Genomic DNA, 22,004 nt, shown 5'->3' on the forward strand with positions numbered 1-22,004 from the left:
ACCTCGTTCTTGCTAAGCATATAGTTTTAATGATGACAAAGGAGGAATGTTCATGTCTCAATCTGAACTCGAAAAATATGGACAAGAAGTTGCACGTTACGAACAACTCGCTCGTTACTATCAATTTCATAATCCGAAAAAATATGTAGAGTTATATATGAAATATTATGATGCACTTACGAAACTTGTACAGGCATATGAAAAAAGAGATTCACAAGAAGCTACTTTACCGTCACACATAAGGTTTTTTCACTCTGCTTCAAATACACCTGCAGTTGACATTTTAGTAAACGGGCAAAAGGTTATTAAAAATATTTCGTTTAAACAATTTAGTCCCTATTTAACATTAGGGCAAGGTAAATACCGTATAGATATTATTCCTGTCGGAAACGAAACTCCCATTTTTTCAGCTTTAGTACCGATAATGGGAAATCACACTTATACTTTTGCCGCAATAAATAGTGATAATCATCTACAATTACAACCTATGCTTGATAATACACATTTACCAGTTGGCCAAGCAAAAATACGCTTTGCACATTTTTCTCCAGATACCCCTGTTGTAAATATAGATTTAAAAGGTGGAGATCATTTATTTGAAAATGTACTATTTAAACAAATAACAGATTTTTTAGAAGTTAGCCCTGGTACAGCAGATATTGTAGTTTCACTCGCAGATAATCCAAGCGTCTTACTAACTATACCGAATTTCAAAGTCGAACCGAACATCATTTATACAATTTCAATTTTAGGTTATTCAACGAAAGATCCTAAATTAGAAGCCGTTATACTTACGAATTAAAACAGTCTACACCATTCATTTGGTGTAGACTGTTTATTTTTGAAATACAATTTGAAATTCTGTCCAATCGTTATCTGAACGACACATGATGGACCCATTATGTTTTTCTACAATTTGTTTACATACAAATAACCCAATACCAGTTCCTAACTTTTTAGTAGTTACAAATGGTTCAAAAATCGTTTCTACATTTTCAGCTGGAATCATTGGCCCATTATTTTTTATCACAATTCGAATCACTTGATCCTCTTCAAATACGTCAATGATAATTTTTCGTTCTTCTTTCATTGATTCAAGAGCGTCAATTGAGTTCATTAATATATTTAAAACTACTTGTCTCACTTCACTCCGATAGCCAACAAATGAAATTGGATACGGCAAATTCTTTTCAATCGAAACATTTGCATTGACCAAACTCGGATATAAGAACTGTATAATATCTTGAAACAAATCATTAAGCCAAAATCGTTCTGATTCAGTCCACATTTCTTTTTTCGATACGAGTAAAAATTGCGAAATACGAAAATTTAATTGGTCTAATTCATGCGAAATAATATCTAAATACGATAAACTAGGATGATCCGCCTTCAATAATTTGACAAATCCCATTATGGAAGTAAGTGGATTACGAAATTCATGTACAAAACTAGCTGACATTTGCCCTAAAATCGTCAGCCTTTCTTTATGTGTTTCGTTAATATATTGCTGTTTTTCCTCTAAATTTTTTGATATAATTTCCGAGTATTTTAAAACAGTATAATAAATTAATTTGTCAAAACAAGTATGTATTTGAGCCATAATTGGTTTCAATTCACGTGCGCTAACATCTAATTCACACATCGCTTCGAAAAGCTCATTTCTTCCCACATTTGCATTATAAACAAAATCACCAATATTCGCATCTGCTCCTGCACGTTCAATAGCAATTTTCTCGCATAATGGCTGAAGATAATCTATATCTTTTTCTTCCATAGTAAGTTCGATAATTAACTCTAATAAATCCTCTCCATTTTGAACTGCTTCTAGTTTAAATGGATCTTTATCGGAAATTATCATTTTGTTTTTCCAGTTCTCAACGAATTGGTGCCTGTTGTTTTTCAAGTGCGAACAAAATACTTCTTTAATATCCTTATCGATTGGAAAAACCCCCATTCCCTCCATTTCCATGCGACGAACACCCTTTATATTTTGAATATTAACACAAAAATTGCGATTCGTTAATAGATTATTGTCACATTTTGTTAATATGTGTTGATAAAATTTTTATGACTTTATTAATTGTTTAGATTGATACATTCCATTTTCCTTCATTTCATTCAAAGTTTTTTACATTTGATGAGACTTTTTTTGCATCCTGCTTCATTCTTTCGTACAATAGAAAATGAAAGGTGTGAAAAATATGGTAAATAAAAATGTGGAAGATTATCTCCAAGAAGGCATTTACGGCCAAAAGCAGAACAAACCAGAAGAACGTAATATGTATTTAACTACATTACGTGAGCGTGTGGAAATCGCTTTAACTATCGGTCAAGTAATGCAAAGTAATGTATATTCTGAAGTAGCTAGTAGCATGCGCTCTTCTCAATCATTACAAATATTCCTAAATGGTGGCATTGCTTACCCACATTTATCAAAATACATCAAATTAGCAAATGAAAAAAATATTCCTTTTACAATTGTTCAAAATAAAGGTACAGAAACACCAATCGGTTTAGTATTATCTCATAGCACTGCTGTAGATAAAGAACAAATTTATGTAGAAGATGCTATTTTCAAACAAGAAATGAAGTAAAAGGTACACTTAATTAAATAGTTACTAGAAGCGTAAAAAACGAGTATGGAATCGTAAACATTTCCTACTCGTTTTTTAGCGCAAGTTTTAAGTTTCTCTACTTTATTTTTTAATACACACTAATTTCATTTCTGTCATTTCTTCTATTGCATATTTAATACCTTCACGCCCCGTACCACTTTCTTTCACACCACCGTAAGGCATATGATCTACCCTGAACGTTGGAATATCATTTATCATGACACCACCAACTTCTAGCTCATCAATCGCACGCATTGCTTTGAACAAATTATTTGTGAATACGCCTGCTTGTAGACCGTAACGCGAATGATTTACTTTCTCTATTGCTTCATCAAATTCTTTAAATGTATTTACAGTCATGAGTGGACCAAATACTTCTTGGCACTGAACAGATACATGCTCTGGAACATTCGTTAATACAGTTGGTTCAAAAATCCTTTCATCACGTTTCTTACCACCATATAAAACATTCGCTCCTGCTTTAACTGCTTCTTGCACCCACATTTCAATTCGCTCTACATCTTTTTTCGAAATTAAAGCCGATACATCCGTTTCTTCAAGCAGTGGATCACCAACAACAACTGTTTCCATCGCTTTCGTTAGCTTTGAAAGAAATTCATCCATTCTCTTTTCATGTACAAAAACACGTTGTACCGAAATACAAACTTGTCCATTATTAACAAATGCTCCCCATTTTACACGTTCAATTATTTCATCCGTTAATTCTACATCTTCATCAATAATAACAGCAGCATTTGACCCTAGTTCTAGGGTAACTCGCTTTAACCCAGCCTTTGCCTTAATTCCAATGCCAACTTTCGGACTTCCCGTAAAAGTAATGGAAGCAACATCATCATTTGTAACTATCGCCTCACCTACAGTTGAACCAGGACCAGAAATAATATTTAAAGCTCCTTTTGGCAATCCAGCCTCTTCAAATAATTCAACTAATGCATAAGACGATAATGGTGTTTGATCAGCTGGTTTTAATACAACTGTATTTCCGGCAGCAATTGCAGGGCCAACTTTATGTGCTACTAAATTTAATGGAAAGTTAAATGGTGTAATTGCCCCTATAACCCCAATCGGTTTTCTTATTGTATAGGCAATACGGCCATCTGCACCAGGCGCTGCATCAAGTGGCAGTGTCTCGCCGTATATACGCTTCGCTTCTTCCGCTGCAAATTTGTATGTCTGAACGGTACGATCTACTTCTCCCCTCGCAGCACGAATTGGTTTTGCGGCCTCTTTTGCAATAATCTCTGCAAATTCTTCTCTTCTTTCATCCATTTTTTGTGCAACCTTCTCTAAAATAGTCGCACGATCATATGCAGATAATGTATTCATTTTTTTCATTGCATTTTTTGCAGCAGTAACAGCCTCTTTTACATCTTCTTCCGTTCCTTGTGCAATTTCCGCTAATGTATCTTCAGCATATGGTGCGTATAATGGTTTATACGTGTTTACAGACTTCCAATCTCCATTTATATATAAATGCTTTTTCATAATTCTTCCCCTTCCAAATATATGTATACAGCAATACTTCACCTAGTGAAAGGTCTGACTTATGTCATTGTATCATAGCCCTTATTCTCCAAAAAACATTATGCTCAAAAAAACTCTGCCATATAGCAGAGTCTATGAACTAATTTGTTCTTGTAATGAAATTTGTTTTTCATCTTCTAACATAACAATTGATTCTACAGTTTTTGTAACTTCTAATCTCTTAATATAGTGTCCATCTAATTCTTTCACACAAAACTTATAATTTTCAATTTCAATGAAATCCTCTTCAGCAATTTCTATATTCTTCGTTAAAATCCAACCACCTATTGTATCAACACCATTATCATCAATCGTTAAACCTAATAACGTATTTACTTCACTAACTAGCACTTTTCCCTCTAGTATTGTTTTCGTTTCACTTACTTGTTGAATTTCTGGCTGTTCATCTGTATCAAATTCGTCTTGAATATCTCCAACTATTTCTTCTAAAATATCTTCAACAGTAACAAGTCCAGACGTACCACCATATTCATCTATCAATATAGCAATATGTGTTCTTTCTTTTTGCATTTTTAAAAATAAGTCGTGTATTGGGATAGAGTCGATAACTAAAATGATTGGCCTAATATATTGCTCTACTTTCTTATTACTAACCGCCTTATGCTGCACAAAATCTGTGAAAATATCTTTAAAGTTTACAAAACCTATTACGTGATCTTTATCACCATCAACAACTGGATATCTCGTATATTTTTCCCGAGACATTTTTTGCAAAGCTTCTTCAGCAGGCATTTCTTTACTTATAATATGCATCTCAGTTCGGGGTACCATTATTTCTTTTGCTATACGATCATCAAATTCAAAGATTTTATTTACATATTTATATTCAGACTGATTAATCTCGCCATTTTTGTAACTTTCCGAAACTAATAACCGTAATTCTTCTTCTGAATGAACCTCATCGTGCCCTTTCGGCGGTTTCAACCCTAGGAACTTCGTAATAATTCGGGCTGATCCATTTAATAGCCAAATAAACGGAAACGCCATACGATAAAAGAAAATTAACGGTTTAGCAACAAATAAACTCACTTGTTCAGCTTTTTGAATCGCAAATGTTTTTGGGGCCAATTCCCCTATTACAACATGTAAAAATGTAATAAGTAAAAACACTAAAATTACAGCAAAAATGTCTGCTAGTTGAGTAGAAATGTTCAAATTTACAAAAAAAGTGTCAAACATTTGCTTTAATGCAGGTTTACCAAACCACCCAATCCCCAGAGCTGTAACTGTTATTCCTAGCTGACAAGCTGATAAATATTCGTCTAAGTTTGTAATGACTGTTTTGACAGGTGTTGCGCGATTATTTCCTTCCGCAATTAAATAGTCAATTCGTGAACTTCGCACTTTAACAATTGCAAATTCTGCTGCAACGAAAAATGCCGTTAAGGCAATTAAAACAATCACTATACTTATACTATATATGTCCAAATACTTTTCCTTACTTACATTGTAAGCAAGGAAGCCACCTCCTACTTAATTTTATTCAAGTGAAGTAAGCATTCTAATACTTTAACAAAATTCTACATTAGCAACCACCTTTTTATATATTATATGCATACATAAAAAAGATATTTATCATTATGATAATCTAATTCATTTCTCTTAGTCAAATGATTCTAAATCTTACAACGTTTTTTATATACACGATATATTCTTCACAGCCTCATTTCGTGAAAAAACACTTTCTTTGCCGATTCCACACTTCTTTTGTCACACCAGAAGGGAACTTACTTCATAGATCGAAATCATTCAACAGGATATATATAGGAGGGATTATTTTGGAATATAAAACACCATTTATCGCAAAAAAATTAGGTGTTAGCCCAAAAGCTGTTGTCCGGATTGCACAACAATTAAATCTTACGATAGAAAAAAATAAATATGGTCACTTTATTTTTACACAAGATGATTTAGATCAAATGTTAGAATACCATCTTTCACAAATAGAGCATCCCCAAAGCTCTCAACCTGCTCAAAAAACATCATCAAATGATGTTGAAGAATTAAAAACTCAAGTAAACACAATTGTTCAAAACATATCATCGCATGATTTTGAACAATTAACCGCTCAATTAAACACTATTACGAGAAGGCTAGATCGAATGGAAGAACAAATGCAAGATAAAGCAAATGATGTTGTTACATACCAACTTTTACAACATCGCCGTGAAATGGAGGAAATGTTAGAGCGAATTCAAAAGCTAGAAGTTTCCCTTAAGAAAGAAGAACCAATATATATTACTCCTGATACAAAACCAACATATGAACGAGAAAAAAAACCGAAGCGCCGTAAAATGATTTTTAGTATATTTGGATTATAATTTTTAGACCCTTATTAAAATAATAAGGGTCTTTTTTCATGAAGAATGATTTCATATTAAAATAGCATTCTCTTTATTATACATATTCATTTCGTTTTATTTGGTTAACATAATATTTTTACTGTATTCTGCGATTAATGCCTGTGCATGAGTATTCCCTTGAATCACATCTCGAAATTCTTTTAAAGAATACAAATGTGTAGCCCCTTTTCGGGCATGAATTCGTACTGGTACACCTTGTAAAGTATCATGAAACTGAAATGGATTATCTATCGGTTCAATTGGGAAACCGAGTGTTAATAAATACATATACATTCTTTTTGTAACTGCTGCAATATACCATTCTGCTTTCGTTTCTAATGCATGCATAAATAAAATAGCTGTTAATCTTTTGAAGTGTCCTCTTCCACGAGACGTTTTCGCAATACTTAACTTGCCTATTTCATATACATTTTTCAAATCTTTCACTAATTCATTTTTAGAAAACGGATAGAAAAACTCAGAATTCGATTGTTCTGGTACCGTATACTTAATACATTCTACTGTACCGATATGATGTTCATCTTCTATTAATAAAAATCGTGATGGATTTAAATTACGTTCTACGAACATTAAGTTTCTTTCTTCACAAAAATCTCCCCATAGTTGCTCGAACCAAAAATGTTCTTCCTTTGTTTGAACACGCTGGAACATATATACCCGCCTTTCCCATCGCCGCTCTGTTTTTTGATAACGCTTTCACTACCTATCATATAAGAACAAATCTTCGTATGCAACTAAAAATATTTACGACTTATTATATTCTGTAAAATGAATTAAATTCCACCTTTATTGTCTTTTATCCCTCATGTACCGCTCTTCTTACAACATATTTAGATTACTTTCAAATTCAAATCGTATTATGCTTCTTTCCATACTGCATATAATTCTGCTTAATCTAAAAGAAATCCTTTATGAAAAAGGATTTCTTTTACTTCTTAATGCTTTTTAACCACTTCTCAAAAATTTGTACCATTCCATGTTTTCCAGCTAATTTCTCTTCTCCTTGTTTCGTTTTATATGGATATAGTTGCAAGAACATACCGCACCCAGACTCAATTTTTTTACTGTGCATATGACTTCCTGGATATACACAAATGACTTCATAAATGGCCCTTCGATAATAGACTCGTCTTCCATCCTGTTCTTCTACATATTTTATAGACCAGTACTTATACATTTGCTCAGTTGCTTTTGTATTTCCAACGTGCTGAAAAATATTGTACATTGGGCTATACTTCACTTCAATAATAATAGAAGATTGATATACATATTTCTCTTCTTCCTTTACATAACAGTCTAAGCGAATATCTGGCTTCTTCGTGTCTTCTCCATTATAAAAATTACTCCCTTTACTTAATGCAATAAGTGGATGTGTTTCAATTAAATCATTAAATGCGACATTCACTCTAATATCATCTCGATGTAAAACTACTGTCGTTCCATCTTGTAATCCATCAACATAAAAATGTTCCTGTATTTGTTCACGAATGGAATTTCTAGCCTCAAAACCAATTTGCTCTAACATAGAAATAACGATAAAAAAAGCGTAGTATTCATACACTAAAAATGTTGGTTTATAAACAAATAATAAAGATGGGGATTGTTCTGTATATTGTGGAAGTATATCTAAATGCTGTAGTAATTGTTGATGTGGTATCGGTAAATTATGTGTGTTCATGTTACCCGTTTCAGAAACTTCTCTCCAAAATGGAGAATGCGTTAAAGTTTGAAAATATTGTACACTTTCATGTACAAAATGCGCTAATATTTTATATTCTTGTATCTTCATAGAACTTTTTCGTAAATCCGCCTCTTTTAGTAAATGTAAATTTTTATATTTTTGTTTCTCTCTATCGGTAACTGATCCATTACGCTCAATTGTTTGTATAATCGTTTTTACAGCTTGAAATTCTTCAGATTTCTTCCTTTTTTCTCTTTCTAATATTTCAATTGTTTGGCACAAAAAACTTTCAGCTTCAAGTAAATAGAGATAAAATTGCATCGCTTTAAATTTAAGAAATGCATTTTCCTTACTATTTTTTTGTTCTATAAACTTACGATTATAATATTTTGCATACGGTTTTCTATCCGCTACTACGGTTCCTTTTCTCGTTGCTTTACGCTCCTTTTCTTCCCATTTATATTCATGTATAAATTTTGAACTCGATTCTATTTTCTTAAAAATTTGCTTTATCTTTTTCATTTTTTGCGGCAACTTTCTAAGTAACACTAAATAAGAAGAATCTTCAATATCACTAAGTGTAGAGAAAGTCTTTTTATAATAACCTCTATCTAAAATCAACTCATTTAAAATTGATTTCACATAGTTTTGAATCATTTCAAATTGGTCATCAAAAAAATTTTTAGGGACGACTTGAAAAGCGCCATAATACGTTCTATCTTCTATATTCACTTCAAAATGATATAAACCACAACGCCATGGATAAAAGAATTCTGTTTTACCATGTTCATATATTAGTACTTTTTGTTTTTTTTCATTTATTTCATACTTTGACTCTTTTATATTTTTCTGACCCTCATATACTTTATTCCATATAAAAGTAATATTCATTGGACTTTCATAATGGTAATGCAATCTGATTGGTTTTAATTCTTGTACTTTATAAATACATTGAACTAATGCTGTAGTAGATGTACAAAGACGATTTAATAAAATATATTCCCCTTTTGCCTCTGTTCCAATGATTAACTTTAATACAAAAGGAAGTGTTTCTTTCGTATCAACGATTTCTGTTTCATATCGCCCTTCATTTTGCATAGCCATACAACTCCAGTTCTCTACGCTTTTCTCTTATATATGCTAAAGAGTGTTCAAATGTAGATACTCTGTTTGCAAGTGGAGATTGCAAGAGAGGTACTAATGTCGCTCCCCTTTTTACTTCTTCTGAAAGTAAAGAACCCACCATCATTTCAGTCCCTCTTATTTTCGTCAATACACGTTGCTTTATTTGTAAATCAAATCCCTCTTCTCTACTGATCATATAGGAATGATTATTTTGGAACGGTATATTTTGCAAGTAAGTAGCTATTGCGTTTGCACATCGAAAAGAAATTCCCTTTGACGCATCGTGTGATGACAATACACCATGTAACTTATCTAATAGCTCTAACTCTTCTTCAGAAAACACTTCAATCATTGATTTATTCCTGACCCAATTTATGCGAAATTCTCCTGCAGTTACTTTCAGAGGTGGTTGTAATACAACTTTCTCTTGTTCCATACACATCTCACAAAACGGAATCTTTCGTAAAGTTATTACATTCGTCCGATCTAATAATCGATCTGAGAGCTCTTTCGTTGTTTCATCAAAATTTACAGTACCTACAAATATAATATTTTCTCCAATTTCAATTGTTGGTGGAATTGGATTTTCTTTTTCTTGTACACCTTCATACAAATTTAAAATACGGTTTTGCTTTTCAAGTTGAAGAACAGATAGAAACGGAGTAAACCAATGCTCAATATGTGACATATTCATTTCATCAAAAACGATTATATACAGTTGATTTTGATTTTCTTTTGCTTTCATTAATGCCCTAACTAATTTTGTTTCACTTTCAATAAAAGTACCATTTGGGTGAAGGTAACCAAGTAAATCATGTGGTTCTTGGTACGATGGTGAAATCGGAATCCAAACCAATTCTTCCCCATACTTTAATCCGAGTGCTTCTGCATAAGCTTGCACAAAACGGGATTTCCCAGCGCCTGGTATACCACCAAGAATCGTCAACATATTTGTTTTTACGCTTATATGAAAATTATAAATATCCGTTTCATCCAAATATATCCCTTTATTACGCACAAAACTTTTTACATACTGTAAAAAGACGGATTCACGCTCATCCCATTCCCATTCATCCTTATGCACTTTTATTTCCTCTACCTCTACAAGCTTACCTTCTTCAGTCATTCGTTTTTTTAATTGCTCATACACATGATTGCTTACAAAATATAATTGATCTTCTACCGCTATTTCTACATACTTCATCCAGTCATTTAATTCTATATACTTACATTCCCGCTGCTGTTCAAAATATGCGATTGAACTAATTGATGATGACTTTAAAGATATATTTCCATATAACCTTCCCTCGTGCCACAATAATTCAGGAGGCTCAAAGTCTTTCGGATATTTTGGCATTAGAAATGACAAATAACCATTACTAAGTTTTCTTTCTAAAGACTCTCCCTTTCTATAATCGGAAACTTTAGGTACTGGAATCATTTTATAGTCGTTTGCCATTTCTCGCGGTTCTTCTGCACAAATTAACTCCACGTATATATGTCCTCTTTCATAATAGAGACGAAACATAACCAATTGTTTTTCTAATTTTCTTTTCTTTAATTCCGAAAAGACTTTTTCATTCTTTTTATTGCTACATAAACCTTCAAATACGTATGCTTCATTTTTTAATTGCTCTTGTAACGTGAATGGTATTGGCGATAGGCATTGTACAAAGAAATTTTCTCCACTCTTCTCTCTCTCTGCTTTTGTAAACTTTCCGATAAACCTCATATAGTACATTCGTTTTATAAAACTTGGCTGAAGAGCTTTATGTAATTTCACCTTCGTCACCTTCTTTTTTTCATACTATTCTTAGTGTATGAAAGAAACACAAAACTAGAAACAAAAAACCTGACGTTATCCGCCAGGTTCAAAATGAAAACGTATATTAATGAGATGGAAATGCTTTTTTTTCTTGTAAAATGGCATTATGGGCAATTTTTATTTTAGCAAGTACATATCGTAATCGATCTTCAGCGTTTTCATCTTTATTTTGCTGTAATTCCGCCAAATTCTCTACAGCACTCGCTAAATTTTCAATCACTCCTCGCAGTTCAGGATGATGATTAAAAAAAGATTCTTGCACTAATACTTTCCTTACTTCACTCGCTAAATCAGCAATTCTAGTCAACTGTTCTTTTTCTTCCATTTTCATCCCTCCTGAATATCTTATGTATTAAATATTCTCTAGACAAAGAAAAAAGCCCTTTAAATGAAAAGGACTTTTACATTTTTATATTTCCAGTCAATAACATATAAAGAGATGTGACAGCTGCAACTACAATTGCCCACATTACATATCTCTCTATGCCAGTAAAACAACGATTCCTTTTTTCTTTTCTTGCATACATATAAACAATAATCCCGATTCCATATACGATTGAAACGAGTAATAAATTCTTTAAACCAGCTGCATAAATAAGCCATACAGAGTAAATGGAAGCAGCTAAAGCTAGCAAACCGTTTTTTACTTTTGCATCTTTTAGTTCATTTGTAATTACCAATTTAAATTGGAATAACGCTGATAATAAATATGGTACTAAAATTGATGTTGATGCTATGAAATACATAATTTGATATGTTGATTCTGAAAACAGAACAATTATAAAGATAATTTGGGCAACACCATTTGAGATCCATAATGCCATATGCGGCGTTTGTTTTTTATTTGTTTTTGTAAAGACTTTCGGAAACACGCCATCTTTTCCTGCTACGTGGGAAATTTCAGAAACAAGTAAAAACCAACCTATTAATGTACCTACAAGTGAAGCAACTAATCCGATATTAATCGCAACTGCGCCCCATGTCCCAACAACATGTTCTAATACATGTCCCATTGACGGCGTTTCTAAAACAGCAAGCTCTCCCCTTGTCATCGCTCCCATTGATAGAACAGAAATTAAAATATAAATAGACATTACTAAAATAAGCCCTAATACTGTCGCTTTACCTACATCTCGACTATTTTTTGCTCTTCCAGATAATACTACCGCTCCTTCAACCCCAATGAAAACCCAAAGAGTTACAAGCATTGTATTTTTCACTTGACCAAGTATAGAGGAAACTGAAATAGTTCCTTCTCCCCAAAAATCATGTGTAAATGTATCCCATCGAAACGCTGTTACCATGGCAACAATGAATAATACGATTGGAACCAATTTTCCTATTGTTGCGATCACATTCATAATTGATGCTTCACGAATTCCAAATAAAATTAGAAAATGAAGTGTCCATAATAAAAGCGATGCTCCAACGATAGACGCAACATTATTTCCGCCTTTAAAAATGGGGAAGAAATAACCTAATGTACTAAACAGTAACATGATTGTTGCAACGTTTCCTAAAATTCCTGCTAGCCAGTATCCCCAAGCACTGTTAAATCCAATATATTCACCGAAACCAGCACGTGCATAACTATAAATTCCGCCCTCAAGCTCCGGTTTTTGTCTTGCTAACGTTTGATATACGAGCGCAAGTGGAATCATTCCCATCGCTGTAATACACCAGCCAATTATTATAGATCCACTATTCGCTCCTACTGCTAAATCATGCGGTAAACTAAAAACACCGCCACCAACCATTGTTCCGACTACTAATGCAATTAATGGAAAAAACCCTAACTTCTTTTCTATTTGTACCACCCCATCTGTCATTCTAGGTGTTATGTTCGTTCAACTATTAAAGTCACCTTTTCTCTAATAGACGTTTCTCTTATATTTTTTCAGGAAAACATTACTTATTCTAAAAGAAAATGAAGAAAAATGGAATACTTTTTTGAAAAAATGTATAAGTATGCACAAAAAAACCGTTCATTTTGTAATGAACGGTCATTTCACACATATAAATTTGTATATTTTTTGTAAAATTAACGAATTAAATTCTCCTTTTGTAAAAATTGTTTCGCAACCTCTTCACTTCTTTTCCCATTCACATTTACTTCATAATTCATTTTTCGCATTTCTTCATCTGTAATCTTCCCAGATAATTTATTTAACACTTTTTCAAGTTCAGGATATTTCTGTAATGTCTCTTTTCTTAATAATGGTGCACCTTGGTATGGTGGGAATAATCCTTTATCATCTTTTAGTACTTTAAGTCCGTATTGCTCCAGCTCACTATCTGTTGAATATGCATCGATTACGTTAACATCCCCTGATTGAATTGCACTATAACGTAGTTTCGGTTCCATCGTTTTCACATTTGAAAACTTATAGTTATATAATTTTTGCATTCCTTTATAACCGTCTTCACGATCAGCAAATTCTAATGTGAATCCTACTTTCGCATCCTGTGCAATTTTCCCTAAATCAGAAATTGTATTTATATTATTTTGAGCTGCTATTTTTTTCGGCATAGCTAATGCATATGTATTGTTATACTCCATTGGCTTCAACATGGCCATATTATATTTCTTTTCCATTCCTATGCGAGCTTGTTCATATACTTCATCACGATTTGTACTTCTCGGTTCTTCCTTCACGAAAGTAGATAAAGCTGTTCCTGAAAACTCTGGGTATATATCTACTTCTCCTGATTTTAACGCTTCAAATACAAACGCTGTTTTTCCAAGACCTGGTTTTAATTGTACGTGTAAATCGGTATCTTGTTCAATAAGCTGCTTATACATTTGAATCAAAATTTCAGGTTCTGATCCAAGTTTCCCCGCAATAACAATATCTTTCTTTTGCGTATTCCAAAGAAATGGAGCGGCGACCATTACAAGAGCGATGCATATCGTCAATATAACACGCTTAGAAGAGCGTTTTGGTTGTTCAAGTATGCGAAGTACTACATCAAAGAATAAAGCGAGTAACGCGGCTGGTACGGCCCCTAAAATGATAAGCGCATGATCATTCCGATCGATACCAAGTAAAATGAGTTTACCGAGCCCACCAGCACCTATAAGAGCTGCTAATGTAGCTGTTCCAACAATTAATACCATCGCCGTACGAATACCGGCCATAATAATTGGTAAGGCAAGAGGAAGTTCTACCTTCCACAGTCTTCTCCAACTATTCATCCCCATAGCTCTCGCTGCTTCTATTAGAGATTCATCTAATCCCCTTATTCCTGTATATGTATTTCGTAAAATAGGTAATAGTGCATACACAACTAATGCAATAATGGCTGGAAGTTTGCCAATTCCTACTAACGGAATTAAGAGTCCTAGTAATGCAAGCGATGGGACCGTCTGCATTACTGCTGAAGTTCCTATTATAAACTCAGCCAGTCGTTCTTTTCTCGTTAATAAAATGCCAAGTGGCACTGCAATAATTACTGCAAAAAATAATGAAATAAGCGATATTTGTAAATGCTCACTTAATGCAGTTAGTAATTCTATTTTTCGTTCTTGGAACGTTTGTATAAAATCAGTCACTGTTTAGCCTCTTTCCTTCATTTGTTCAACAATGTAATTGACAATATGACGACTTGTTAAAGCACCAACATATTGACCATTTTCTTCAACTGGAACGACTTCTTCAGCTCGTACACGAACTAATGCTTCTTGTAAAGAAGAATGTAATGATAGTGCCTCCCCTTCTACCCGCATGCTTTCATCAAGTGGTAATACATCTTCTATACTTTTCCCCTCATACCAAGGTCGTCCACGATTTCCAATGAACTCCTCTACAAATTCATTTTTCGGATTATGTATAATACCTTCTGGTGTATCTAATTGAACAACTTTTCCTTCTTTCATAATACAAATACGATCTCCAAGCGATAACGCTTCTTGCATATCATGCGTTACGAACACAATTGTTTTTTGAATCTTTTTTTGCAATTGTACAATATCCTTCTGAAGCTGTTCCCTACTTAACGGATCTAACGCACTAAACGGTTCATCCATAAGAACGATTTTCGGATTTGCGGCTAATGCCCTTACGACACCAACACGTTGCTTTTGCCCCCCTGACAATTCATCAGGCATACGATTACGATATACATCTGGTTCTAGCCCGACCATCTGTAGCAACTCATCGACACGGGCTTTTATTTTTTCTTTATTCCATTTTCTCATTTCAGGAACAACTGCAATATTTTCTGCAATTGTCATATGCGGAAACAAAGCGATTTGCTGCAGCACGTACCCTATATCCCAACGTAATTCATTAATATTATATTGTTGAATATCTTTTCCATCGATTAAAATTGAGCCTTCTGTCGTTTCAATTAAACGATTAATCATCTTCATTGTCGTTGTTTTCCCGCAACCACTCGGACCAATGAGAACAAAAAATTCTCCTTTTTTAATTTCTAAATGCAATGAATCCACTGCTTTTGTGCCATCTTCATATGATTTTGACACTTGATTAAACTGAATCACAAATACAACTCCTTTATCGTTGTTTTCTTTATTTTGATGGAATATGGAATTCATTTCAAATGATACGCATTATTCCACAAAAAAAGAGCTCACATTTGAGCTCTAACGGTCTAACAATATTGTTTTCATTATAGCAGCATATTCACGCACATACATTTTTCTCTTAGAACGCATTGGTGTTTCAGCAGCTAGTGCCTCCATCTTCATACCTAAACGCTTTGCAATTATTTTCGTTCTATATAAATGATACGTATTACTTACAACTACCGCATGTTTCACATCATATAAATCCATACTAAACTTTAAATTTTCATACGTATTTGTAGAGCTGTCTTCTATTAAAATACGACTCTCATCTATACCATGTGCCATTAAATAGTTTCTCATACTGTGAGCTTCTGGTATATCTTCATCTTCCCCTTGACCGCCTGAAACAATTACTTTTACATCAGGATGAGAATATAAATATTCCAGCGCTACATCTAAACGATTTCGAAGAGATAAAGACGGTCTATCTCCAAATAACTTTGCACCCAGTATAAGAACGTACGGAGAGTCTTGGCTCAACTTTTCACGAGCAACTTTCTTCATTTGAAACGTCATATAAATAATGTATATTGGTGGTGATAATAAGATGCTAAGCAAGATCCATTTGTTCATAAATAAGTTTGCACTCCCTTTCTTTTTATTATATAGAAAAAAATAGGAAGGCAGAAGAACTTTTTATACGATTGATTTATTTGAAACGTTCGTCCCTACTTTACGTTGTGAAAGTACATAATAAATAGCGATTCCTAATGAAAAGATCAATATGCAGCTTAATACGTAAAAAGGGAGCATTACCCCAGCTTTAGATACACCAGCTGTAAACAGCATTAATAATACAATTCGTATTCCTGTACCAATTAATCGAAATAAGCTGTCTACGCGTCCCATTACTTCGTTTGGAATTTCCTCCATCATCAATACATTTCTCGCCACTCTTGTCCCCGCATTTCCAATCGCATGTAAAATCGCAAGTCCATATAACAAAATTACGGAAGGTTCAATAATCATTACGGTAATTGAAATTACATAAATGAACATCGTCATAACGATTGAAACTTCTGTTTTCACATATTTCATTATAAGTGGAATACAGATCCCTGCAACAACCGCTCCGACACCATACATCATGCCCTCTATTGCATATACAGAGGCATTGGCTTTGAGTATATCCGAAATATAAACTGGTATTAAATAATTTGCCATCATGACACCGATAAACGGCATATAAGTGGCCAGTAAGAACCAAAAGAGCTTGGGACGTTTTTTCATAAAGTGAATTCCTTCGAACAATTGCTTCTTAAATGTTACTTTCTTTTTTACTTCCTTTTTCTTTACGTATGGTATACATAAGAACAGGAAAAGTGCTCCTACAAAAGTAAACATATCTACTAACAAAATCCACTTCAAAGACACAATTTCAATTAGGAAGCTCGCGGCTGCTCCTGAAATAACTTGTGTTAACTGTCCTTGTATTTCCATCGTCCCACTTAAACTTTTATAATGTTCTGCTTGAAAAATTTCTTGGTTAAATGCAAAAATTGTAGGATAAAATAACAAATAGTAAAAAGACCCTGCTATATAAATAAGAATATAGTGAATAGAATGATAGGATTGCCCCGCAAATCCCCATATAACCATTATTCCGATTACGGCTATCCCGATTCCTTCGTTACATAACAATAAAGATTTTCTTGAGAAGCGATCAATACTTTGCCCGATAAATGGCGTTAATAAAAACATAATTAGAGTTGAGATGATGGAAACATAGCCAAACGTTGTCTCCCCTCCACTTTCTTTAATTAACAACCACGGAATCGTTATCATTACAATTCCGGAACCAATAGCTGATAGACTATTGGCCCCCAGAATGAAATACAAGCGTGAATCTTTATATAGAGATGACATATCACTCAACTCCTAGTTGCTTTTTCACCTCTTTATATACACTCATATATGCTTTTAATTCTTTAACTAAATCATGAATTAATGGTTTTGCATCTTCTCCGAGTTCACCGTCTTGTACATGAAGTCCATCAAGCACCACTTGTTTTGGTATTGCATTTGCATATACCCCTCTAGCAACAGTGCGCATACTGTTTAATGCGTTAATTCCACCTTTACCGCCTCCTGCAACCGCAAGTAATGCGACAGGTTTATGAACAAATTCACTACTACTTAAGTAATCTAATGAATTTTTCAGCGCGCCGCTCATCGCATTATGATATTCTGGTGTACATAATACTACCCCATCAGCAGCTTTCACTAACGCCTTTAATTTTTTTACCGCTTCTAATTCGCGTTGTGATTCTTCCCCGTTATATAACGGTAACTCTTCTATCGCTAAATCATATAATTCCCCTTCAAATTGATCTGCAATATATTTTGCTACCACGCGAGTTCTACCGAATTTTCTTGGTGTACCGTTAATAACAACTAGTTTCATCATTATTTCTCCCCTTTGTTTTCAAGTTACACTTATATATTATCAGAAATTTCTATACAAAACACACTATAAAGAGGGAACTATCTTGATAAAATAGTATGATAGAAGAAAAAAAAGAACTCATACGAAAGTATGAGTTCTTCACAATTATTTTTTCTCCCCTTTAGGACTCAGTATGCCTATACTACCTTTAGCTTCAAAATGGTTATACGCTTTTTCTGCTAATTTGATACGTTCTTCTGGTAAGGCTACATATTTCATTATATTGTCTATCATTTTTTCGTACGAAGTAAATACAATTCCTGGCCACTCTATCTCGTCTTCGGGATTACTATTTTCCGAAATAATAAACTTCTTATTTGCCACTGCATAAGAAACACGTGGTGTCTCAAGAATTCCTGATAGGTAAAAATGAATATTTAAAATAATTTTAGACCTAGCAATTAGCTCATTTCTAGCAATTCCCCAAGCATTATTTTTAAAAACAATATTTAAATTGGGTGCAACTGCTTTTAATTGATCCAAAATAGCTTGCCGCCTCGGATTAAGAGCACCTATAAACAGTATATCAATGTCTTCCGTAATCTCATCTTCAAATACATCTTTTTTTATTTCTAAAGTTGGTGCATAGTTCATTCCTACATGTTTTATTTCTTTTCCTACTCCCTTTTGTTTTAACCATTCTATATTTTGTTTACTATAATCCCAAATTTCTTTATCTTTTAATAACATTAAATAAAGTGGGTGCGCATAAGGGCTTCCTTCATATAGCTGTTCTAGATTATAAATAATTGCATTTTTCGGAAGTAGATTCGGGTTATGTGCATATGTATGCGCTCCAAAAACAATTGTATTTTTCACATTTTCTAGTATTGTTTCTGATATGATTGCTGTATTTCCCTCCTGCTCTAATCGCCATTTCAAAGCTCGCGCGACATCTATGAAGCTCCCATACGTCTTTGGGCATATAAACAGACAATAATCATATCCTTTATTCAAATATGCTTCCATTAACCTTAAATTATTTTTATATAAATCCACATCCGGATATTTCAGTAAAAGCTCATTTGCATGTTTTTTTGCTACTTTATATAATCCAGCATAATAAGCAGCAATGCACCTTCTTAATTCAATTCTTTGCCGATGTTCATCTGCTACGTCCATGTCTAAAAGAAGATTTGCGATACAATACGCTTTTAAATGATCACGATCATAATAGTAATCTAGTAGTGGCATCAATTCTTCATACGTATTTCCATGCACCGATTCCCCTAGTTCTAGCGCCCATCGTATTAATTCCATGATTACTCCACTACTCCTTTAACCGAAATTGTATTTAATAAAATTTCGCATTACTTTCCACCATATTTGCTATATGCAATGGTAACTCTTCTTTTTTCGATTCTAAATATTTTTGTGATACTGCACCTAAATGTTTTTTATGTGGTATATAAAAAGCATTTATAGAAATCTCATAATCAAATAAGTAATCATACACATGATAATCTACAAATAGAAGATCATCTTTCGGAAAAGGCACTTCCTTTCCCTGCAGGGCATACATCAAAGCAATATTGCTTTGAGATTTTAATCGATACATTCTTGCAAGTTGATATAACGGCTCAGCCCTAGTTGGTCTATATTCCCACGCCTTTTGAAAATAAAGAACAGCTAATGCTGTATATTGTTCTTCTTGCTTCTTAGCATTTTCTTTTTCATCCGCTTCTGTTACTTCATGTTGTTTATTTGCTGAACGGTTCGCTAATTGTTCATAACAAAATCCTATTCTCAATAACGAGTAGAATACCTCTTCAACCCATCCGCCTGCTTCCACTCGTTTTTTATACCATTTAATTGAATCTTCAAATTGACTTAAATGAAAATAAGTTTGGGCTAAATAAAATAAATATCTTATATGCAAGTCTGGCGTTGTTTCTGGATCGTTTATTCCTTGTAACAACAACCTCTCATCTCTTTCAAATTTATCAGCTTTACTACCGCCATCCCCAGGATCATTAACGACAAGCGTCTCTAGCCTAGCTACTCTCGTATTGTAATTCGCTCCAACTTTGGAACGATCTATATCCCAATACTCATGAGTAACACCGACAGATTTCCATGGTAAAGAAGCTTTTAAAAGCCGTGTAAGCCAATATTTAATATGAATATCATATTGCAGTGTAAGATAATGGTCTTCCGTTAAACTAGTCTTATCAAACTCAGGATCAACTTCTAATATCATATCTGCATCTAATATTAATAAATAATCTGCTTCTGGATATGTTTTTTGTGCTAATGAAACAGCTAAACTTCTATTATAACCAAAGTTTTTAAATGGTTCATGATGAACTGTTCCAGGAATTTCATTTTCTTCACACCAATTTTCAATAATTTCAGGTGTATTATCAGTTGATCCAGTATCACAAATAGAAACAAAATCTACAATTGATTTTGTAGCATTTAAACATCTTTCCATAATTCTAGACTCATTTTTAACAATCATACAAAGACATAATTTTTTTTCTTCCCCTACATTCTTCACTTGCTCATTTCCCATTTAACCACCTCATATTTTATTAACACGCTCTTTTCATATGTAACACCATTTCATAGCTACACTGATGACATAAGCATCCTTTTACTATTTATGAAAACTTCATTTTATTTATTCTTATTTTTATATTGAGACATTAGCTAGAATGAGTTAATTATTACTAACGAAAACAAGGATTAAGCATTTATGAGTATGTATGAATCCTTTACAACTTTATTATTAGTTAAAGACGAAAATATAGAATACATTGTTCAATCGATGAACGTTGAAGCTGTCATTTGTAATAAAAAACAATGACTGATTGCTATTTTAAAATTAGTGATTTCTTAAGCTCTAAAAAAGAAACTTGCGCTTATGCACAAGTTTCTTTTCAAAAACATCCTTATTTTTTTACAACTTCATGTCCGCCGAACTGATTACGTAGTGCTGAAACTACTTTTCCATGGAATGTATCATCTTCTTGAGAACGGTAGCGCATAAATAGTGACATCGCGATTACCGGTGCCGCTGCTTGAAGTTCAAGTGCCGTTTCAACAGTCCATTTCCCTTCTCCTGAAGAGTTCATTACACCTTTAATGCCATCTAGTTTCGGATCTTCTGCAAATGCTTTTTCAGTTAAGTCCATTAACCAGCCACGGATAACTGATCCGTTCGCCCATACTTTTGCAACATCTTCATAATTGAAATCAAAATCACTTTTATCTAACACTTCAAACCCTTCAGCGATTGCTTGCATCATGCCGTACTCAATACCGTTATGTACCATTTTTAAGAAATGCCCACTACCAACGCGGCCTGCATAAGAATACCCATTTTCTACCGCTAAATCTTTAAATAAAGGTTCTAATTGATCATAAATTTCTTTTTCTCCACCAACCATTAAGCAAGCACCGTATCTCGCTCCTTCTACACCACCAGATGTTCCGATATCTACGTAATGTAAACCAAAGCTTTTCGCTTCTTCTGCACGGCGTAACGTATCTTTATAGAATGAATTTCCGCCTTCAATAACGATATCGCCTTCCTCTAATAATGGATATACATCTTTTAGTACTGACTCTACAACTTCTCCAGCAGGTACCATTACCCAAATTGTACGAGGAGCTTCTAGTTCAGCAATCATTTCTTTTAATGTATGACGTGCAGTAATTCCTAGTTTTCCTGCCTTTTCAACAAGCTCTTTATTTACGTCATATACAACTACTTCATGCTTGTCTTCATATAAATGTTCCGCTAATGGGAATCCCATTTTTCCTAATCCAATTAAACCTAGTTTCATA

19 protein-coding genes and 1 pseudogene are annotated in these 22,004 nt (G+C 33.6%); 4 read left to right on the forward strand and 16 right to left on the reverse strand.

What is annotated here, in order from left to right; all coding sequences use genetic code 11:
- The first annotated feature begins 52 nt into the window (after positions 1–52).
- A complete protein-coding gene (locus tag V7S50_RS18725) occupies positions 53–802 on the forward strand; it encodes a DUF4397 domain-containing protein (RefSeq protein WP_242251856.1) in 750 nt (249 codons plus the stop codon).
- 33 nt (positions 803–835) lie between these two features.
- Here V7S50_RS18725 and V7S50_RS18730 read toward each other — a convergent pair whose 3' ends face one another.
- The gene (locus V7S50_RS18730) at positions 836–1,969 is read right to left on the reverse strand and encodes a BA2291 family sporulation histidine kinase (protein WP_080468540.1); all 1,134 of its coding nucleotides are present in this window, start codon (positions 1,967–1,969) and stop codon (positions 836–838) included.
- A gap of 232 nt (positions 1,970–2,201) precedes the next feature.
- Between V7S50_RS18730 and V7S50_RS18735 the strand changes: the two genes are divergently transcribed.
- Positions 2,202–2,594, forward strand: coding sequence for a YueI family protein (locus tag V7S50_RS18735; protein ID WP_063223431.1), 393 nt, complete (start codon positions 2,202–2,204; stop codon positions 2,592–2,594).
- A gap of 102 nt (positions 2,595–2,696) precedes the next feature.
- Here V7S50_RS18735 and V7S50_RS18740 read toward each other — a convergent pair whose 3' ends face one another.
- Both V7S50_RS18740 and V7S50_RS18745 read right to left on the reverse strand, forming a co-directional pair.
- On the reverse strand, positions 2,697–4,121 hold the full coding sequence (locus V7S50_RS18740) for an aldehyde dehydrogenase family protein (RefSeq protein ID WP_199677600.1): 1,425 nt from the start codon (positions 4,119–4,121) through the stop codon (positions 2,697–2,699).
- Between the two features lie 132 nt (positions 4,122–4,253).
- Entirely contained in the window at positions 4,254–5,609 is a 1,356-nt protein-coding gene (locus V7S50_RS18745) for a hemolysin family protein (RefSeq protein WP_242251855.1), read from the reverse strand.
- Between the two features lie 350 nt (positions 5,610–5,959).
- Between V7S50_RS18745 and racA the strand changes: the two genes are divergently transcribed.
- A complete protein-coding gene (gene racA, locus V7S50_RS18750) occupies positions 5,960–6,502 on the forward strand; it encodes a chromosome-anchoring protein RacA (RefSeq protein WP_063223434.1) in 543 nt (180 codons plus the stop codon).
- 96 nt (positions 6,503–6,598) lie between these two features.
- Here racA and V7S50_RS18755 read toward each other — a convergent pair whose 3' ends face one another.
- The 12 genes from V7S50_RS18755 to V7S50_RS18810 all read right to left on the reverse strand — a co-directional run bounded on the left by V7S50_RS18755 (position 6,599) and on the right by V7S50_RS18810 (position 20,727).
- On the reverse strand, positions 6,599–7,195 hold the full coding sequence (locus V7S50_RS18755; RefSeq protein WP_242251854.1) for a hypothetical protein: 597 nt from the start codon (positions 7,193–7,195) through the stop codon (positions 6,599–6,601).
- Between the two features lie 277 nt (positions 7,196–7,472).
- On the reverse strand, positions 7,473–9,323 hold the full coding sequence (locus V7S50_RS18760; RefSeq protein ID WP_242251929.1) for a hypothetical protein: 1,851 nt from the start codon (positions 9,321–9,323) through the stop codon (positions 7,473–7,475).
- On the reverse strand, positions 9,313–11,133 hold the full coding sequence (locus V7S50_RS18765) for an AAA family ATPase (RefSeq protein WP_242251853.1): 1,821 nt from the start codon (positions 11,131–11,133) through the stop codon (positions 9,313–9,315). Before V7S50_RS18765 ends, V7S50_RS18760 begins: the two co-directional genes overlap by 11 nt.
- A gap of 106 nt (positions 11,134–11,239) precedes the next feature.
- Entirely contained in the window at positions 11,240–11,500 is a 261-nt protein-coding gene (locus tag V7S50_RS18770) for a hypothetical protein (RefSeq protein ID WP_063223437.1), read from the reverse strand.
- A gap of 76 nt (positions 11,501–11,576) precedes the next feature.
- Positions 11,577–13,004, reverse strand: a complete 1,428-nt coding sequence (locus tag V7S50_RS18775; protein WP_242251852.1) for a basic amino acid/polyamine antiporter — start codon at positions 13,002–13,004, stop codon at positions 11,577–11,579.
- A 212-nt stretch (positions 13,005–13,216) separates the two neighbouring features.
- The gene (locus V7S50_RS18780) at positions 13,217–14,728 is read right to left on the reverse strand and encodes an ABC transporter permease/substrate-binding protein (RefSeq protein WP_242251851.1); all 1,512 of its coding nucleotides are present in this window, start codon (positions 14,726–14,728) and stop codon (positions 13,217–13,219) included.
- Between the two features lie 3 nt (positions 14,729–14,731).
- On the reverse strand, positions 14,732–15,679 hold the full coding sequence (locus V7S50_RS18785; protein WP_063223440.1) for an ABC transporter ATP-binding protein: 948 nt from the start codon (positions 15,677–15,679) through the stop codon (positions 14,732–14,734).
- A gap of 102 nt (positions 15,680–15,781) precedes the next feature.
- Positions 15,782–16,339, reverse strand: coding sequence for a YdcF family protein (locus V7S50_RS18790; protein WP_242251849.1), 558 nt, complete (start codon positions 16,337–16,339; stop codon positions 15,782–15,784).
- Between the two features lie 63 nt (positions 16,340–16,402).
- Complete coding sequence (locus V7S50_RS18795) at positions 16,403–17,632, reverse strand: MFS transporter (RefSeq protein ID WP_063223442.1); 1,230 nt, start codon at positions 17,630–17,632, stop codon at positions 16,403–16,405.
- Position 17,633: 1 nt separating this feature from the next.
- Complete coding sequence (locus V7S50_RS18800; protein ID WP_016088035.1) at positions 17,634–18,170, reverse strand: NADPH-dependent FMN reductase; 537 nt, start codon at positions 18,168–18,170, stop codon at positions 17,634–17,636.
- Positions 18,171–18,317: 147 nt separating this feature from the next.
- Positions 18,318–19,472, reverse strand: a complete 1,155-nt coding sequence (locus V7S50_RS18805) for a glycosyltransferase family 1 protein (protein ID WP_242251846.1) — start codon at positions 19,470–19,472, stop codon at positions 18,318–18,320.
- A gap of 34 nt (positions 19,473–19,506) precedes the next feature.
- Entirely contained in the window at positions 19,507–20,727 is a 1,221-nt protein-coding gene (locus tag V7S50_RS18810; protein ID WP_060630698.1) for a tetratricopeptide repeat-containing glycosyltransferase, read from the reverse strand.
- 141 nt (positions 20,728–20,868) lie between these two features.
- On the opposite strand from V7S50_RS18810, the pseudogene V7S50_RS18815 reads away from it, so the two are divergent.
- Positions 20,869–21,035, forward strand: a pseudogene (locus V7S50_RS18815) (DUF2711 family protein); the annotation flags it as partial.
- Positions 21,036–21,106: 71 nt separating this feature from the next.
- On the opposite strand, the gene gnd reads toward V7S50_RS18815, so the two are convergent.
- Entirely contained in the window at positions 21,107–22,003 is an 897-nt protein-coding gene (gene gnd, locus V7S50_RS18820; RefSeq protein WP_060630697.1) for a phosphogluconate dehydrogenase (NAD(+)-dependent, decarboxylating), read from the reverse strand.
- Position 22,004: the final 1 nt, after the last annotated feature.

Origin of the sequence: Bacillus sp. CCNWLW194, assembly GCF_037120585.1 — a bacterium.
GTDB classification, from domain to species: Bacteria; Bacillota; Bacilli; order Bacillales; family Bacillaceae_G; genus Bacillus_A; species Bacillus_A basilensis.

What these genes read in the sequence shown, in the direction of transcription:
- V7S50_RS18725 (WP_242251856.1), top strand. Translation starts at nt 53, where the DNA reads ATGTCTCAATCTGAACTCGAAAAATATGGACAAGAAGTTGCACGTTAC.
- V7S50_RS18760 (WP_242251929.1), bottom strand. Translation starts at nt 9,323, where the DNA reads ATGCAAAATGAAGGGCGATATGAAACAGAAATCGTTGATACGAAAGAA.
- V7S50_RS18730 (WP_080468540.1), bottom strand. Translation starts at nt 1,969, where the DNA reads ATGGAAATGGAGGGAATGGGGGTTTTTCCAATCGATAAGGATATTAAA.
- V7S50_RS18790 (WP_242251849.1), bottom strand. Translation starts at nt 16,339, where the DNA reads ATGAACAAATGGATCTTGCTTAGCATCTTATTATCACCACCAATATAC.
- V7S50_RS18770 (WP_063223437.1), bottom strand. Translation starts at nt 11,500, where the DNA reads ATGGAAGAAAAAGAACAGTTGACTAGAATTGCTGATTTAGCGAGTGAA.
- V7S50_RS18795 (WP_063223442.1), bottom strand. Translation starts at nt 17,632, where the DNA reads ATGTCATCTCTATATAAAGATTCACGCTTGTATTTCATTCTGGGGGCC.
- V7S50_RS18735 (WP_063223431.1), top strand. Translation starts at nt 2,202, where the DNA reads ATGGTAAATAAAAATGTGGAAGATTATCTCCAAGAAGGCATTTACGGC.
- V7S50_RS18740 (WP_199677600.1), bottom strand. Translation starts at nt 4,121, where the DNA reads ATGAAAAAGCATTTATATATAAATGGAGATTGGAAGTCTGTAAACACG.
- V7S50_RS18800 (WP_016088035.1), bottom strand. Translation starts at nt 18,170, where the DNA reads ATGAAACTAGTTGTTATTAACGGTACACCAAGAAAATTCGGTAGAACT.
- V7S50_RS18755 (WP_242251854.1), bottom strand. Translation starts at nt 7,195, where the DNA reads ATGTTCCAGCGTGTTCAAACAAAGGAAGAACATTTTTGGTTCGAGCAA.
- V7S50_RS18805 (WP_242251846.1), bottom strand. Translation starts at nt 19,472, where the DNA reads ATGGAATTAATACGATGGGCGCTAGAACTAGGGGAATCGGTGCATGGA.
- gnd (WP_060630697.1), bottom strand. Translation starts at nt 22,003, where the DNA reads ATGAAACTAGGTTTAATTGGATTAGGAAAAATGGGATTCCCATTAGCG.
- V7S50_RS18775 (WP_242251852.1), bottom strand. Translation starts at nt 13,004, where the DNA reads ATGACAGATGGGGTGGTACAAATAGAAAAGAAGTTAGGGTTTTTTCCA.
- V7S50_RS18810 (WP_060630698.1), bottom strand. Translation starts at nt 20,727, where the DNA reads ATGGGAAATGAGCAAGTGAAGAATGTAGGGGAAGAAAAAAAATTATGT.